Annotated in this window: 13 protein-coding genes; all 13 read right to left on the bottom strand. The window is 40.8% G+C overall.

All coding sequences use genetic code 11. The annotated features are described in order from the left end of the window. Positions 1 to 29: 29 nt before the first annotated feature. Positions 30 to 500, bottom strand: a complete 471-nt coding sequence (gene rpsG / locus CXF74_RS02780; RefSeq protein ID WP_101080874.1) for a 30S ribosomal protein S7 — start codon at positions 498 to 500, stop codon at positions 30 to 32. Positions 501 to 584: 84 nt separating this feature from the next. Then, positions 585 to 959 (bottom strand): 30S ribosomal protein S12, encoded by a 375-nt coding sequence (gene rpsL / locus CXF74_RS02775; RefSeq protein ID WP_101080873.1) that lies wholly within the window; start codon positions 957 to 959, stop codon positions 585 to 587. A 764-nt stretch (positions 960 to 1,723) separates the two neighbouring features. Further along, positions 1,724 to 2,017, bottom strand: coding sequence for a sulfurtransferase complex subunit TusB (gene tusB / locus CXF74_RS02770; RefSeq protein WP_101080872.1), 294 nt, complete (start codon positions 2,015 to 2,017; stop codon positions 1,724 to 1,726). A 1-nt stretch (position 2,018) separates the two neighbouring features. Then, the gene (gene tusC, locus CXF74_RS02765; RefSeq protein ID WP_101080871.1) at positions 2,019 to 2,381 is read right to left on the bottom strand and encodes a sulfurtransferase complex subunit TusC; all 363 of its coding nucleotides are present in this window, start codon (positions 2,379 to 2,381) and stop codon (positions 2,019 to 2,021) included. Then, the gene (gene tusD / locus CXF74_RS02760) at positions 2,378 to 2,782 is read right to left on the bottom strand and encodes a sulfurtransferase complex subunit TusD (RefSeq protein ID WP_101080870.1); all 405 of its coding nucleotides are present in this window, start codon (positions 2,780 to 2,782) and stop codon (positions 2,378 to 2,380) included. Before tusD ends, tusC begins: the two co-directional genes overlap by 4 nt. 2 nt (positions 2,783 to 2,784) lie before the next feature. Further along, positions 2,785 to 3,186: a RidA family protein gene (locus CXF74_RS02755; RefSeq protein ID WP_101080869.1), complete on the bottom strand. Its 402-nt coding sequence runs from the start codon at positions 3,184 to 3,186 to the stop codon at positions 2,785 to 2,787. A gap of 445 nt (positions 3,187 to 3,631) precedes the next feature. Continuing rightward, positions 3,632 to 7,852 carry a DNA-directed RNA polymerase subunit beta' gene (rpoC, locus tag CXF74_RS02750; RefSeq protein ID WP_101080868.1) on the bottom strand — a complete coding sequence of 1,407 codons (4,221 nt, stop codon included), beginning with the start codon at positions 7,850 to 7,852 and terminating at the stop codon, positions 3,632 to 3,634. A gap of 75 nt (positions 7,853 to 7,927) precedes the next feature. Beyond that, positions 7,928 to 11,962 carry a DNA-directed RNA polymerase subunit beta gene (gene rpoB, locus CXF74_RS02745; protein ID WP_101080867.1) on the bottom strand — a complete coding sequence of 1,345 codons (4,035 nt, stop codon included), beginning with the start codon at positions 11,960 to 11,962 and terminating at the stop codon, positions 7,928 to 7,930. A 238-nt stretch (positions 11,963 to 12,200) separates the two neighbouring features. Further along, positions 12,201 to 12,566, bottom strand: coding sequence for a 50S ribosomal protein L7/L12 (gene rplL / locus CXF74_RS02740; protein WP_101080866.1), 366 nt, complete (start codon positions 12,564 to 12,566; stop codon positions 12,201 to 12,203). A 40-nt stretch (positions 12,567 to 12,606) separates the two neighbouring features. Next, positions 12,607 to 13,110, bottom strand: coding sequence for a 50S ribosomal protein L10 (gene rplJ, locus CXF74_RS02735; protein ID WP_101080865.1), 504 nt, complete (start codon positions 13,108 to 13,110; stop codon positions 12,607 to 12,609). 285 nt (positions 13,111 to 13,395) lie between these two features. Continuing rightward, positions 13,396 to 14,100 carry a 50S ribosomal protein L1 gene (gene rplA / locus CXF74_RS02730; protein WP_101080864.1) on the bottom strand — a complete coding sequence of 235 codons (705 nt, stop codon included), beginning with the start codon at positions 14,098 to 14,100 and terminating at the stop codon, positions 13,396 to 13,398. Positions 14,101 to 14,104: 4 nt separating this feature from the next. Further along, entirely contained in the window at positions 14,105 to 14,533 is a 429-nt protein-coding gene (rplK, locus tag CXF74_RS02725) for a 50S ribosomal protein L11 (RefSeq protein WP_101080863.1), read from the bottom strand. 384 nt (positions 14,534 to 14,917) lie between these two features. Beyond that, a complete protein-coding gene (gene nusG / locus CXF74_RS02720) occupies positions 14,918 to 15,466 on the bottom strand; it encodes a transcription termination/antitermination protein NusG (protein WP_101080862.1) in 549 nt (182 codons plus the stop codon). Between the last annotated feature and the right edge of the window lie 10 nt (positions 15,467 to 15,476).

Below are 15,476 nucleotides of genomic sequence, written 5' to 3'. Positions count from 1 at the left end.
AAACGCAAGCAAAAGCTTGCGCTAAGATTCTACCAACGGTAATGAGCGAATGCTTTGTTAGCATCAGCCATGCGGTGAACGTCTTCACGTTTCTTAACCGCTGAACCTTTGTTATCTGCTGCATCAACTAGCTCACCAGCTAGACGTAATGCCATTGATTTTTCACCACGCTTACGAGAAGCTTCAACTAACCAACGCATTGCAAGAGCATTACGACGAGAAGGGCGAACTTCTACAGGAACTTGGTATGTTGAACCACCAACGCGGCGAGATTTAACCTCTACGCTTGGGCGGATGTTTTCTAGAGCTACTTCAAAAAGGTCCAAAGCTGCTTTCTCAGATTTCTGAGAAGCTGATTCTAGAGCTCCGTATACAATTTTTTCTGCAATAGATTTTTTACCGTCAACCATTACAACGTTAACGAATTTTGTAAGAACTTCTGATCCGAACTTAGGATCTGGTAGTACTTTACGAGTAGCTATGACGCGTCTTCTTGGCATCTTATTATCTCCGTGCGCTTCAGGATATTACCCAAAACATATTAAATTAAAATAGTGTTTGTTTGGCCTTACTTACGGGATAACTTAAGACTTAGGTCTTTTAGTACCGTATTTAGAACGACCTTTACGACGATCCGCAACACCTGAAGTATCAAGTGCACCACGAACTGTATGGTAACGAACACCCGGTAAATCTTTTACACGACCGCCGCGGATCAAGATTACACTATGTTCTTGCAAGTTATGGCCTTCACCACCGATGTACGAAGTAACTTCGAAACCGTTAGTAAGACGAACACGAGCAACTTTACGCATTGCCGAGTTTGGTTTTTTTGGTGTAGTAGTATATACACGAGTACATACGCCACGTTTTTGTGGACACGCTTCTAGCGCAGGAACGTTAGTTTTTTGAACTTTGTCCTTACGCGGTTTGCGTACCAATTGTGAAATTGTTGCCATTTTTAAATAGCTCCTAGTTTGTGTTTGAAAAATCAATCCCCATAATTTGGGGTCGCAAGAGTTTACGCTGCTTAGAAATAGGAGTCAATAATTAAGCAATTGTGTTTGTGATCACAGAAAGAACAGCAAAGGGCAGGTGTCAGCTATTAGCTATCAGCACCAGATAATTTACTTTAATCAGATATAGTGACACTGTTATTTAGTGATAAATACAGGGCAAAGGGTAGGTGTCAGCTATCAGCTGTCAGCACAAGATAATTCACTTTAATCAGATATAGTGACAATGTTATTTAGCGATAAATACAGGGCAAAGGGCAGGTGTCAGCTATCAGCACAAGATAATTCACTTTAATCAGATATAGTGACAATGTTATTTAGCGATAAATACAGGGCTAAAACATTAAATAGCGTCAGGAAAAGAATACACGCGTTTCATAGGTTGGATACAACAATTAGGGATAGACTCTGTTTTGAACTGACTGAAAGCTGACAGCTAATGGCTAATGGCTGACAGCTCGACACTTACCAAGATATTTAGCGTCGAGCTACGAAAGGCAAAGTGTGTTTTCGTAGCTCACTTATTAGCAAACTAATTGCTAGAAAGCTAAATGAAATATAGAAAGCTGGAATGCTGGAATGCTGGAATGCTGGAACAGTATGTTGCCTTATGGCTTATAGCCTTCAAGTATTTAACTTCGAGTGACGAGCTACGAAAGGCAAAGTGTGTTTTCGTAGCTAGAAGCTAAATACTCGTAGCTCAATTATTACCAAGCCATTTGACTCGTATGCTCAGTGACTAAAGTGACAAAATCAGCATAAGCACATTGATTACCGATTCGATTCTCAATGCCACGTGCTTGAAGGTCTGAAGTGAGCACCTTTAATCTGCCTTGCTCTGCCAGCTCACTTAACTCTTTGAATAAGGGATGCTGCGCTTGAGCTGCAACTACTGCATCTTCAATTAATAACAGGCAATCCTCACTATTCAGTAAAGATAAACACTGCTGCAGTGCATGCGTTTGAAAAGGCGAGGTATTTACCGTATGTAATATCGACATATTAGAAGCTTAATAGTTGGTCTTGCAAAGCAAGCTTAGATTTTAATTGTGCGCGGTTTAACAAGGTAACATCAATTAATAATTGCTCTTGTTTAATAACACGTTGCAATAATGATTGTTCACAGACGTAGATATTCTCTACATCATAAAGATCCAGCATTTTAAATAGTGGTTGAAAATGCTTTTGTAATGACTCATCGGGTGTATGCCCTGCTAACAATTGATACACACCATCGCCGATAAAAAACAATGAGAGTGATTCATTAAATGCAGATAGGGCTAATGTGAGATCCAAAGATTCTCGCCCTTGCGCACTACCGTGTGGTAAACACGTATTAATAATACCTATTTTTTTTTCTGTCATTTGAACTGTACCAACCGATCTGCACCCGCGCTTAACTCCGCAAGTTGACCTAACCCACTTAATACGAAAGGGGATTTTAAATTAAATTGTGCAAGAGCCAGCTGTTCTGCTTCCACCTGATTAACAATGCCACGACGCAATGAGGCTGAAACACAAACCTCCAATGGAAATTGATGCGCTGTCGCAAGCTGCGCCCATAAACTAGGCAGATTTATTTCATCACTCGCAGGGCTAACAAGCAGACTTGCATTGAGCACCCCTTCTTGATAAAAAAACACACCCACTATTTTATGTCCCGCTTGCACGGCTGAAGCACAAAACTGGTAAGCACTGCTTGCCCCTTGCGTACCATAAGGTGCGCCAGAGACAACAACTGCAAATTTTAAAGACCCATTCAGCATGGTTATTCGTTTTCTTGTAATGCAGTCACAGCAATCGCTTCGACTTCAACTAATACATCTTTTGGCAAACGTGCGACTTCAACACATGAACGCGCAGGTGCAAAGTCAGGGAAATATTTTCCATAAACCGCATTAAAAGCAGCAAAGTCATTCATATCTTTAATGTAACAAGTGGTTTTTACAATCGTTGCTGCCGATGCTTTAGCTTTATGTAAAACAGCAAAAAGGTTTTTCATTACTTGCTCTGTTTGCTCAGTAATTCCGCCTTCAACTACTTCCATTGTTTCCGGGTTTAACGGAATCTGTCCTGAAGTAAAGACTAAATTACCGATTTGATTAGCTTGAGAATACGGTCCAATTGCTGATGGTGCATTAGGTGTTGAGATTGTTTTTTTATTGCTCATAGGAAAGGCCTCACAGGTGAATAGATAATATCTTTAGCAGATAGATTTTGATACATTACGCTTATAATTCAAAGGGAAAGTAGTCACTTTTTACTAAAATATAGACCGCGCTTACTTTTTTATAGGTAATAAAAAAGGTGCCGAAGCACCTTTTTAGTTAAACGTGTGTTTTGATTAAAGCTAGGAATCGTTACAAAATAACTTTTTCTAGATTGTTTTCAAAAAACCTTAAAGACTGGTTATTTTGAAAACAAAAGATCAAGTAACTTTGAAGCCGATCCTGAATCGTTACAAAATAACTTTCTCTAGATTGTTTTCAAAAAACCTTAAAGACTGGTTATTTTGAAAACAAAAGATCAAGTAACTTTGAAGCCGATCCTGAATCGTTACAAATTAACTTACTCTAAATTGATTTCAAAAGAGTAAGTAATTTTATAGCCGATTCTTATTCACCGAAATCAACTGCGTTTAATAAGTCTGCTAAGTTTTGCTCAGCAGCATCAATATCTACAACAGGTTCAGCTGGCTTAGGCTCAAGCGCTTTCGCTTTTTCTGCTGCACGTGCTCTATGATGTGCAAAACCAGTACCGGCAGGAATCAAGCGACCAACGATAACGTTCTCTTTAAGACCGTGTAGTTTGTCACATTTACCAGCAACAGCAGCTTCCGTAAGAACACGCGTAGTTTCTTGGAAAGAGGCTGCTGAGATAAACGATTCAGTTGCAAGCGATGCTTTAGTAATACCTAGAAGTTGGTAATCAAACTTCGCAGGTGCTTTACCTTCAGCTTCTAAGCGACGGTTATCAATGATAACGCGTACAACTTCAGCTTGCTCGCCAACTAAGAAGTTAGAATCACCAGCATCAGTGATCATACCTTTACGTAGCATTTGGTTAACGATAACTTCAATGTGTTTATCGTTAATTTTTACGCCTTGTAAGCGGTAAACTTCTTGTACTTCGTTTGTGATGTAGTTAGCAACTGGGCTAATACCACGTAAACGTAAGATATCATGCGGAGACTCAGGACCATCCGAGATAACCTCACCTTTCTCAATCTTCTCACCTTCGAAGATGTTCAGGTGACGCCATTTAGGAATCATCTCTTCGTATGCAGTACCATCTGGTTGTGTGATAACTAAACGAATCTTACCTTTAGTCTCTTTACCGAATGCTAATGTACCTGATACTTCAGCTAGAATTGCAGCATCTTTAGGAAGACGCGCTTCAAATAGATCCGCAACACGAGGTAGACCACCGGTAATATCACGTGTTTTCGAGCTTTCCTGTGGAATACGGGCAACCGCATCACCAACTTGTACTTGCGCGCCATCTTCTAGACTAACGATAGCGTTAGCAGGAAGCGTGTATTGTGCAGCAACAGTTGTACCAGGAATAAACAGGTCATTACCATCAGTATCAACAAGTTTAGCTGTTGGACGCATCTCTTTACCAGCAGTTGGACGCTGTGCAGGGTCGATGATAACAATACTTGATAAACCAGTTAGTTCATCAGTTTGTTTAGTAATTGTAATACCTACAACGAAATCTAGGAATTCAATCTTACCAGCTACTTCCGTGATGATTGGATGTGTATGCGGATCCCAGTTAGCGATAACTTCGCCAATTGCGATTGATGCACCATCTTGTTTCTCAAGAACAGAACCGTAAGGTAATTTATGGTTCTCTTTAGTACGACCAAGTTCATCGATAATTGTTAATTCAGTTGAACGAGAAGTAACAACAACTTTGTTGTCTGAGTTAATTACAAACTTAGCGTTATGTAATTTAATCTTACCGCTGTTCTTAACAGCAATATTATTCTCAGAAGCAGCACGCGATGCAGCACCACCGATATGGAACGTACGCATTGTTAACTGTGTACCAGGTTCACCGATTGACTGTGCAGCCATAACACCGATTGCTTCACCTTGACCAACAACATGTCCACGTGCCAAGTCACGACCGTAACAAGCAGCACAAGCACCAAAGTCAGTTTTACAAGTGATTACAGAACGAACCCAAATTTGATCCACTGAACATTCTTCGATCAGGTCACACAGTTTTTCATCTAATAATGTATTGCGAGCCAGCAATATTTCGTTCTTAGTGCCCGGCTTGATAACATCGTGTAATACAACACGACCAAGTACACGTTCACGTAACGGCTCAACAATATCACCACCTTGAATAAGTGGTTTAACTAATAGACCTTCTGTACTACCACAATCTTCTTCAGTGATAACTAAATCTTGTGCAATATCAACAAGACGACGAGTTAGGTAACCCGAGTTTGCTGTTTTAAGTGCTGTATCGGCTAGACCTTTACGTGCACCATGCGTTGAGATGAAGTACTGAAGTACGTTTAGACCTTCACGGAAGTTAGCTACGATTGGCGTTTCAATGATAGAACCATCTGGTTTTGCCATTAGACCACGCATACCAGCAAGCTGACGAATCTGCGCTGGGCTACCACGTGCGCCTGAATCGGCCATCATGTAAACACTGTTGAAAGATTTTTGCTCAACGAATTCGCCTTGCGCATTTTCAACTGTATCGCTAGATAAGTTATCCATCATCGCTTTAGCAACTTGATCATTGGTACTTGCCCAAATATCGATCACTTTGTTGTAGCGCTCACCCGCTGTTACAAGACCTGCTTGGAACTGCTCATAGATTTCAGAAACTTGCTCTTCAGCTTCTTCAACTAATTCTTTCTTCGCGTCTGGAATAACCATATCGTCGATACCTACAGAGGCACCTGACAATGTTGCATATTCAAAACCGGTATACATAAGTTGGTCAGCAAATACGACTGTATCTTTAATACCTAATAAACGGTAACAAGCGTTCAGTACGTTAGAGATTGCTTTTTTACCCATGTCTAAATCAACGTGCCTGAAAGGTAGACCTTCAGGCATGATAAGAGACAGGATTGCACGACCGACAGTCGTTTCAACAATTTCTGTAGTTGAAGTACGTGATTTGTCTTCAGCAACATGAACTTGCGTCATACGTACTTTAACAATTGCTTGCATGTCCACAACACGTGCGCGGTAAGCTTTTTCAGCTTCCTTAGCACTTTGGAACCACATGCCTTCACCCTTCGCGTTAATTTTTGAACGCGTCATGTAGTAAAGACCTAGTACAACATCTTGTGATGGTACGATAATCGGTTCACCATTTGCAGGCGAAAGGATGTTATTCGTAGACATCATCAATGTACGAGCTTCAAGCTGTGCTTCGATTGTTAACGGTACGTGTACCGCCATTTGGTCACCATCGAAATCGGCGTTGTAAGCCGCACATACTAAAGGATGAAGCTGAATCGCTTTACCTTCGATAAGTACAGGTTCAAATGCTTGGATACCCAATCTGTGAAGTGTTGGTGCACGGTTAAGTAGCACTGGATGTTCACGGATAACACCTTCTAAGATGTCCCAAACTTCCCCGCCTTCACGGTCAACTAATTTCTTAGCTGCTTTGATTGTTGTTGCAAGACCTAATGCTTCTAGTTTTCCGTAAACAAATGGCTTGAATAATTCAAGTGCCATTTTCTTAGGAAGACCACATTGGTGCAAGCGTAACGTCGGTCCAACTGTGATTACAGAACGGCCAGAGTAATCTACACGTTTACCTAGTAGATTTTGACGGAAACGACCTTGCTTACCTTTGATCATATCTGCAAGCGATTTAAGAGGACGCTTGTTTGATCCAGTAATTGCACGACCACGACGACCATTATCTAACAATGCATCAACAGACTCTTGTAACATACGTTTTTCGTTACGTACGATAATGTCTGGTGCAGCTAGATCTAAAAGACGTTTAAGACGGTTATTACGGTTAATAACACGACGGTATAAGTCATTTAGGTCAGAAGTAGCAAAACGTCCGCCGTCTAGTGGTACTAGAGGACGTAAATCAGGTGGAAGTACTGGAAGTACTGTTAAAATCATCCACTCTGGTTTGTTTGAAGATTGGTTAAATGAATCAACCAGTTTCAGACGTTTAGTTAATTTTTTACGTTTAGTTTCAGAGTTAGTTGTACCTAGCTCTTCACGCATTTCAGCAATCTCGTGATCAAGATCAAGCTGCTTAAGAAGTGCGAATACAGCTTCAGCACCCATGAGAGCTTCAAATTCATCGCCCCATTGCTCAAGCATGTCTAGGTATTCTTCTTCAAGAAGAATTTGACGACGCTCAAGGTCAGTCATTCCAGGTTCAACAACAACGAAAGATTCAAAGTAAAGAATACGTTCGATATCACGTAACGTCATATCAAGCATTAAGCCGATACGTGACGGAAGTGATTTAAGGAACCAAATGTGTGCAACTGGAGATGCTAATTCGATGTGGCCCATACGGTCACGACGAACTTTAGATTGTGTAACTTCAACGCCACACTTCTCACAGATAACACCACGGTGTTTCAGGCGCTTATATTTACCACAAAGACATTCGTAATCTTTGATTGGGCCAAATATACGAGCACAGAAAAGACCTTCACGTTCAGGTTTAAATGTACGGTAGTTGATAGTTTCTGGTTTCTTAACTTCACCAAAAGACCACGAGCGGATCTGTTCTGGTGACGCTAGGCCAATTTTAATACCATCAAATTCTTTGGTTTTGTTTTGCTGCTTTAAAAACTTAAGTAAGTCTTTCACGCTGTTCTCCCATAGGAGTTAAAACTAGGCGCCTTAATAACTAAGGCGCCACATATTTTTTAACTAAAATGAATCTTAGTTAGATTCATCTAGCTCGATGTTGATACTTAATGAACGGATTTCTTTCAACAATACGTTAAATGATTCAGGCATGCCTGGTTCCATTCTATGATCGCCATCTACGATGTTTTTATACATCTTAGTACGACCATTAACATCATCTGACTTAACAGTAAGCATTTCTTGAAGCGTGTACGCCGCGCCAAATGCTTGTAGTGCCCATACTTCCATCTCACCGAAACGCTGGCCACCGAACTGAGCTTTACCACCAAGTGGTTGCTGAGTTACTAGGCTGTACGAACCAGTAGAACGAGCATGCATTTTGTCATCAACCAAGTGATTCAGTTTTAACATGTACATGTAACCAACAGTTACTGGACGTTCAAATTCAAGACCAGTACGACCATCAGTTAGCTGTAATTGACCAGATTCTGGTAAATCAGCCATTCTTAGTAATTCACGAATCTCAGACTCGTAAGCACCATCGAATGCAGGCGTTGCAATTGGTAAACCTTTGTATAGGTTTTTAGCAAGGCGTAGTACTGCTTCATCATCGAAATCGTTAAGATCAACATGACAAGGCGCATCACCGAAAGAGTACATTTTCTGTACAAAATCGCGTACTTTTGGCATTTCAACTTCACGTTGGTTCTTAATCATGCGCTCAAGTTTTTCACCAACACCTTTACAAGCAAGGCCTAAGTGAGTCTCAAGAATCTGACCGATGTTCATACGTGATGGTACACCCAGTGGGTTAAGTACGATATCAACTGGAACACCAAACTCATCGTGAGGCATATCTTCCACAGGAACGATGTTAGAGATAACACCTTTGTTACCGTGACGACCAGCCATCTTATCACCAGGCTGTAGGCGACGACGTACTGCTAGATATACTTTAACAATTTTCTGAACACCAGGTGCTAAATCATCACCTTGTGTGATTTTACGACGTTTAACATCAAACTCTTTATCGTAATCAGCTTTAACTTGGTCGTATTGAGTAATGATTTGATCAAGATGCGATTGCTTCTCTTCATCATCAATTGCAACTTCTAACCACTGTGCACGAGGCATCTGTTGTAGACGTTGCTCATCTTGGCCTGCGCCAACTAAGATGCTTAATGCTTTCTCAAAGATAGCGTTTTCTAAGATTTTGAATTTCTCATTCAAATCTTTCTTCGCAGCTTTAAGTTGCATCTCTTCGATTTCAAGAGCACGTTTATCTTTCTCTACGCCGTCACGAGTAAAGACTTGAACGTCAATTACTGTTGCGTAAGTAGAGTTAGCTACACGTAGAGAGCTGTCTTTAACGTCAGACGCTTTCTCACCGAAGATAGCTCGTAATAGTTTTTCTTCTGGCGTAAGTTGTGTTTCACCTTTAGGTGTCACTTTACCTACTAAGATATCGCCAGGTTTAACTTCAGCACCAACGTAAACAATACCAGATTCATCTAGTTTGCTTAACGCAGCTTCACCAACGTTAGGGATATCGGCAGAAATTTCTTCGCTACCCAATTTAGTTTCACGTGCAACACATGAGAACTCTTGGATATGAATCGTAGTAAAACGATCTTCTTGCGAAACACGCTCAGAAATAAGGATTGAATCCTCGAAGTTGTAACCATTCCAAGGCATGAAGGCAATCTTCATGTTTTGACCAAGTGCTAAGTCACCCATATCAGTAGATGGACCATCTGCTAATACGTCACCACGAACGATTGGCTCGCCTGGCTTACACGTTGGTTTTTGGTTAATACAAGTATTCTGATTTGAACGTGTGTATTTAGTTAAGTTGTAGATGTCGATACCAGCTTCACCAGGAAGTAGTTCAGCATCATCAACTTTAACAACGATACGTGATGCATCAACATAGTCGATAACACCGCCACGTTTAGCGATAACTGTTACACCAGAATCGATTGCCAAACGACGTTCAATACCTGTACCTACTAATGGTTTATCAGCACGTAAAGTAGGAACCGCTTGACGTTGCATGTTCGCACCCATTAAGGCACGGTTAGCATCATCGTGTTCTAGGAATGGAATAAGTGACGCAGCAACAGAGATGATCTGTTGTGGTGACACATCCATGTAATCAATATCAGCAGGCGACATGAAGGTTGTTTCACCTTGATGACGACATGGAATTGATTCTTCATTTAGTGAACCGCTTTCATCAACACTTGCTGACGCCTGTGCGATAACAAATGAACCTTCTTCGATTGCAGAAAGGTAATCAATTTGTTCGCTTGGCTTGCCATCTACTACTTTACGGTAAGGTGTTTCTAAGAAACCGTAATCGTTAGTACGTGCAAATGTTGCCAATGAGTTAATTAGACCAATGTTTGGTCCCTCTGGCGTTTCGATTGGACATAGACGACCGTAATGCGTTGGATGTACGTCACGTACTTCAAAGCCCGCACGTTCACGTGTAAGACCACCGGGGCCTAACGCTGAGATACGACGTTTATGTGTTACTTCTGATAACGGATTATTTTGATCCATAAACTGAGACAGTTGTGAGGAACCAAAGAACTCTTTAACAGCAGCAGAAATAGGTTTAGCGTTGATAAGATCTTGAGGCATAGTTGCATCAAGGTCGCCTAGAGATAGACGTTCTTTAACAGCACGTTCAACACGTACTAGACCAACACGGAATTGGTTTTCAGCCATTTCACCAACACAACGAATACGACGGTTACCAAGATGATCGATATCATCTACGATGCCGTTACCGTTACGGATATTAATAAGTGTTTTCATTACACTTAAGATATCTTCGTTAGATAATGTACCTGAACCTAAATCACCTTCAAGGCCAACACGACGGTTGAACTTCATACGACCAACTTTAGAAAGGTCGTAACGCTCTTCAGCGAAGAATAAGTTTTGGAATAAACCTTCAGCTGCATCTTTAGTTGGTGGCTCACCAGGACGCATCATACGGTAAACTTCAACTAGTGCTTCCATCTTGTTAGTAGATGAATCAACACGTAATGTATCTGAGATAAATGATCCACAGTCTAGTTCATTCGTGTAAATAACTTCGAATGTTTTAATACCAGATTGTGCAAGTTCAGCAAGTAGCTCAAGTGTGAAGATATCATTTGCGTTAACAATGATTTCACCAGTTTCAGTGCTAATGTAATCTTTAGCTGAAACTTTACCTTCAAGGTAATCAAGTGATACTTCAAGACTCGTAATGCCGTCTTTTTGTAGTTGTTTGATATGACGAGCAGTAACACGCTTGCCAGCTTCAACATACACTTTTCCAGCGCTTGCGATATCAAAAGATAATTGCTCACCACGTAGGCGATCAGCAATAAGGTCCATTGAGATAACACCATCTTTGATTTCAAATTTAGTGGTATCAAAGAACATATCTAGGATTTGTTCAGTTGTGTACTCAAGTGCACGCAACATGATAGTCGCAGGTAATTTACGACGACGGTCAATACGAACAAAAAGGTTATCTTTCGGATCGAATTCAAAGTCTAACCAAGAACCACGGTAAGGAATTACACGTGCGTTATAAAGAACTTTACCTGAACTGTGTGTTTTGCCTTTATCGTGATCGAAGAATACACCAGGAGAACGGTGTAATTGAGAAACGATAACACGCTCAGTACCATTGATAACAAAAGTACCGTTTTCAGTCATGAGTGGCATTTCACCCATGTAAACTTCTTGTTCACGGATATCTTTTACTGTACCTGCAGGTGCATCACGATCGTAAATTACTAAACGTAATTTAACGCGTAAAGACGCAGAGTATGTAATACCACGGATTTGACATTCTTTAACATCAAATACCGGCTCACCAAGACGGTAGCTTACATATTGCAGTTCCGATGTACCAGAGTAACTAGCAATAGGGAAAATACTGTTAAAAGCAGCTTCTAAGCCTACTTCACCAGTTAAATCGACTTCAATGAATCGTTTAAATGAATCTAGTTGAATCTCCAACAAGTATGGTTTTTCCATAACTTGTGGGCGCTTCCCAAAATCCTTACGAATACGTTTTTTCTCAGTATAAGAGTAACCCATGTGGTTCCTTTGCTCGCTGATAAGTAATCATAGCTGTCTGACCTTGATCAAGGCCTTCTTTGTTCGACAACCGCGCACAATGTTTTGTATTAATGGCGTGTTATATAACACCATCTTTAATGTCCGATGACCGTAAAAAACAATGAAAAATTACGGTATCCTATAGCGCAAAAAGGCCGGTGATTAAAAAATCACCAGCCATTGCCATTTTCATGGCTAAACAATTTAGAAGACTAAATTATTTAATTTCAACAACAGCGCCGATTGCTTCTAGTTCAGCTTTAAGAGCTTCTGCTTCTTCTTTAGATGCAGCTTCTTTAACAACTGTTGGACAAGCTTCAACTGCAGCTTTAGCTTCTTTCAGGCCAAGACCTGTAGCGCCACGTACTGCTTTGATTGCTTTAACTTTGTTTTCGCCGAATGAAGTCATTACAACGTCAAATTCAGTTTGCTCTTCAGCAGATTCAGCAGGACCAGCAACGCCAGCTACAGCAGCTGCTGCAGATACGCCGAATTTCTCTTCCATTGCTTCGATTAATTCAACAACTTCCATTACTGATAATTCAGCAACTGCTTCAATGATTTGGTCTTTAGTAAGAGACATGAGTCAATTCCTATTAATAAATTAAGTAGTATTACAGCGATTAAGCTGCAGATTCTTCTTTCTGGTCGCGAATTGCAGCCAGAGTACGTACAAGTTTGCCAGCTGCAGCTTCTTTCATAGTAGCCATCAGTTTCGCAATTGCTTCGTCGTATGTTGGTAGTGTCGCTAGACGGTCAATATCAGATGGTTCAATGAACTCACCTTCAAATGCCAAGCCTTTCACTTCAAACGTTTCATTAGCTTTAGCAAAGTCTTTAATAAGACGTGCTGCTGCACCTGGATGTTCGTTTGAAAATGCAAGGATTGTAGGACCGCTAAACAACTCTGCTAAACATGCAAAGTCAGTACCTTCAAGTGCACGTCGAGCTAAAGTGTTACGTACTACACGTAAATACACACCATTTGCACGAGCTGCTGCACGAAGTTCATTCATTGCACCAACTGTTACGCCACGTGAATCGGCTACAACAGCAGACAGTGCAGCTGTAGCAGCTACATTAACTTCAGCGACAATAGCTTGCTTGTCTTCGAGTCTTAATGTCATTTGGTTTTTACTCCTGGATTCCACTGGTTATTACACCAGTAAACACCCCCATCATAAATAATGGGGCACTATTTCGGTTATCGGATCCAGTAGAATAATTCTTTCTGGGGTCCGGCACCATCTACGTAGGAAATTAAGTATCTATCTGACGAATCAAACATTTACACCTACGGTCTAAGAAGGGACCTAAGGCCCTCCAAAGTAAGGCGACAAATTATACAGATAATTTATCGTCTTGTATAGCAACAGTTTTACAATGAAATTGTGAGCTGCTGCTATAAAAAATTACGCTACTACAGTATTTAAAGATGCTTGGTCAACTTTAACGCCAGCACCCATAGTTGTAGATAGTGTAACTTTTTTCAAGAAAATACCTTTTGCGCCAGCTGGTTTTGCTCGTTTAAGCGCAACTAGAAGTGCTTCAAGATTTTCTTGGATTTGTTCAGCAGTGAACGATGCTTTACCGATTGTAGAATGGATAATACCATTCTTGTCGTTGCGGTAACGTACTTGACCAGCTTTAGCATTTTTAACTGCTGTTGCTACGTCAGGTGTTACAGTTCCAACTTTCGGGTTAGGCATTAGACCACGTGGGCCTAAGATTTGACCTAATTGACCAACAACACGCATAGCGTCTGGAGATGCAATTACAACGTCAAAATCCATTACGCCAGCTTTAACTTGCGCAGCAAGATCGTCCATACCAACGATATCCGCACCAGCTTCTTTTGCTTTTTCAGCATTAGCGCCTTGTGTAAATACAGCAACACGAACTTCACGACCAGTACCATGTGGTAAAACAGTCGCGCCACGTACGTTTTGATCACTACGACGAGAATCAACACCTAGGTTAACTGAAACATCAACACTTTCGTTGAATTTAGCAGTTGCTAGTTTTTGAAGAAGCGTAACCGCTTCATTGATTTCGTATTCTTTAGTAGCGTCTACAGTGTCACGTACCGCTTTCATGCGTTTAGATAATTTAGACATAGTATTAACCCTCTACTTCCAAGCCCATAGAACGAGCAGAACCCGCAATACAACGTACCATCGCTTCAAGATCGGCACCCGTTAGATCAACTTCTTTAGTTTTAGCGATCTCTTCAAGTTGAGCACGTGTAACTGTACCAACTTTGTCTTTATTAGGAACGCCAGAACCAGATTTGATACCAGCAGCTTTCTTAAGTAAGTAAGATGCAGGTGGAGTCTTAGTTTCGAAAGTAAAAGAACGGTCAGAATATACTGTAATTACTACAGGAACTGGCGCGCCTTTTTCAACAGAATCTGTTTTTGCATTGAATGCTTTACAAAATTCCATGATGTTAACACCGTGTTGACCTAGTGCAGGACCAACTGGTGGTGACGGGTTAGCCATACCAGCTGAAACTTGCAGCTTGATATACGCTTGTACTTTTTTAGCCATGATAATACTACCTATGTTTGGGTTTAACGCTGGTTTTTAAGGTCAGCTTCCCGTTTCGAATAAATGCTCTCTTTATTTCCTGTTAGACAGAAAATAAAAAGGCGGCAAATTATACCTATAATTCGCCCTCTTTCACAAGTTATTTTGTTGTTTTTTTGAACTATAGCAAGCAGTCGTTAGTTATCAGCTATCTCCTGTCAGTCATGGATAACCAGCAACCCTTTAAAAACAGGGGCTTCTGGCTATAATTCGAGACCAAAAAAAAGGGTGAAAGCGCTGTCCTCTTAAAAGAGAAGCAGATCTTTCACCCTACTAACACCCGCGAAGTTCGCGAAGTGCTGTTTTACTGATAACTAACAGCTAATAACTGAAAGCTATTTTTAATTAGTCTTTTTCTACTTGAGAGAACTCAAGATCAACTGGCGTTGCACGCCCGAAGATAGAAACAGATACTTTTAAGCGACTCTTATCGTAGTCAACTTCTTCAACCGTACCGCCGAAGTCAGCAAATGGTCCGTCAGTAACACGTACAATTTGGCCTGGTTCGAATAACGTACGAGGACGTGGAGAATCAACAGATGCTTTCAAGCGATCCATGATGTTATCCACTTCTTTTTGTGAAATAGGAGCAGGACGTTCTTTAGTACCGCCAATAAAGCCCATTACACGGTCTGTATTTTTAACTAAATGCCAACTTGCGTCGTTCATCGTCATTTCAACTAATACATAACCTGGGAAGAATTTACGTGAACTTGCACGCTTTTGACCCGCGCGCATTTCAACCACTTCTTCGGTTGGCACTAAAATCTCACCGAAATGTTCTTCCATTTCGTTTAATTTAATATGCTCGATTAACGTTTTTTGTACGCGACCTTCAAAACCAGAGAACGCTTGTACTACGTACCATCTTTTCTTTTGTACTTCTTCAGACATATTAAACCCT

It is taken from the genome of Psychromonas sp. Urea-02u-13 (genome assembly GCF_002835995.1).
GTDB lineage: Bacteria > Pseudomonadota > Gammaproteobacteria > Enterobacterales > Psychromonadaceae > Psychromonas.
The sequence above is the reverse complement of the archived record's forward strand: the minus strand, read 5'-3'. Positions and strand labels throughout refer to the sequence as shown.

Excerpts from the sequence above, each read along its gene's own strand:
- rpsG (WP_101080874.1), bottom strand. The coding sequence starts at position 500 with ATGCCAAGAAGACGCGTCATAGCTACTCGTAAAGTACTACCAGATCCT.
- rpsL (WP_101080873.1), bottom strand. The coding sequence starts at position 959 with ATGGCAACAATTTCACAATTGGTACGCAAACCGCGTAAGGACAAAGTT.
- tusB (WP_101080872.1), bottom strand. The coding sequence starts at position 2,017 with ATGTCGATATTACATACGGTAAATACCTCGCCTTTTCAAACGCATGCA.
- tusC (WP_101080871.1), bottom strand. The coding sequence starts at position 2,381 with ATGACAGAAAAAAAAATAGGTATTATTAATACGTGTTTACCACACGGT.
- tusD (WP_101080870.1), bottom strand. The coding sequence starts at position 2,782 with ATGCTGAATGGGTCTTTAAAATTTGCAGTTGTTGTCTCTGGCGCACCT.
- CXF74_RS02755 (WP_101080869.1), bottom strand. The coding sequence starts at position 3,186 with ATGAGCAATAAAAAAACAATCTCAACACCTAATGCACCATCAGCAATT.
- rpoB (WP_101080867.1), bottom strand. The coding sequence starts at position 11,962 with ATGGGTTACTCTTATACTGAGAAAAAACGTATTCGTAAGGATTTTGGG.
- rplL (WP_101080866.1), bottom strand. The coding sequence starts at position 12,566 with ATGTCTCTTACTAAAGACCAAATCATTGAAGCAGTTGCTGAATTATCA.
- rplJ (WP_101080865.1), bottom strand. The coding sequence starts at position 13,110 with ATGACATTAAGACTCGAAGACAAGCAAGCTATTGTCGCTGAAGTTAAT.
- rplA (WP_101080864.1), bottom strand. The coding sequence starts at position 14,100 with ATGTCTAAATTATCTAAACGCATGAAAGCGGTACGTGACACTGTAGAC.
- rplK (WP_101080863.1), bottom strand. The coding sequence starts at position 14,533 with ATGGCTAAAAAAGTACAAGCGTATATCAAGCTGCAAGTTTCAGCTGGT.
- nusG (WP_101080862.1), bottom strand. The coding sequence starts at position 15,466 with ATGTCTGAAGAAGTACAAAAGAAAAGATGGTACGTAGTACAAGCGTTC.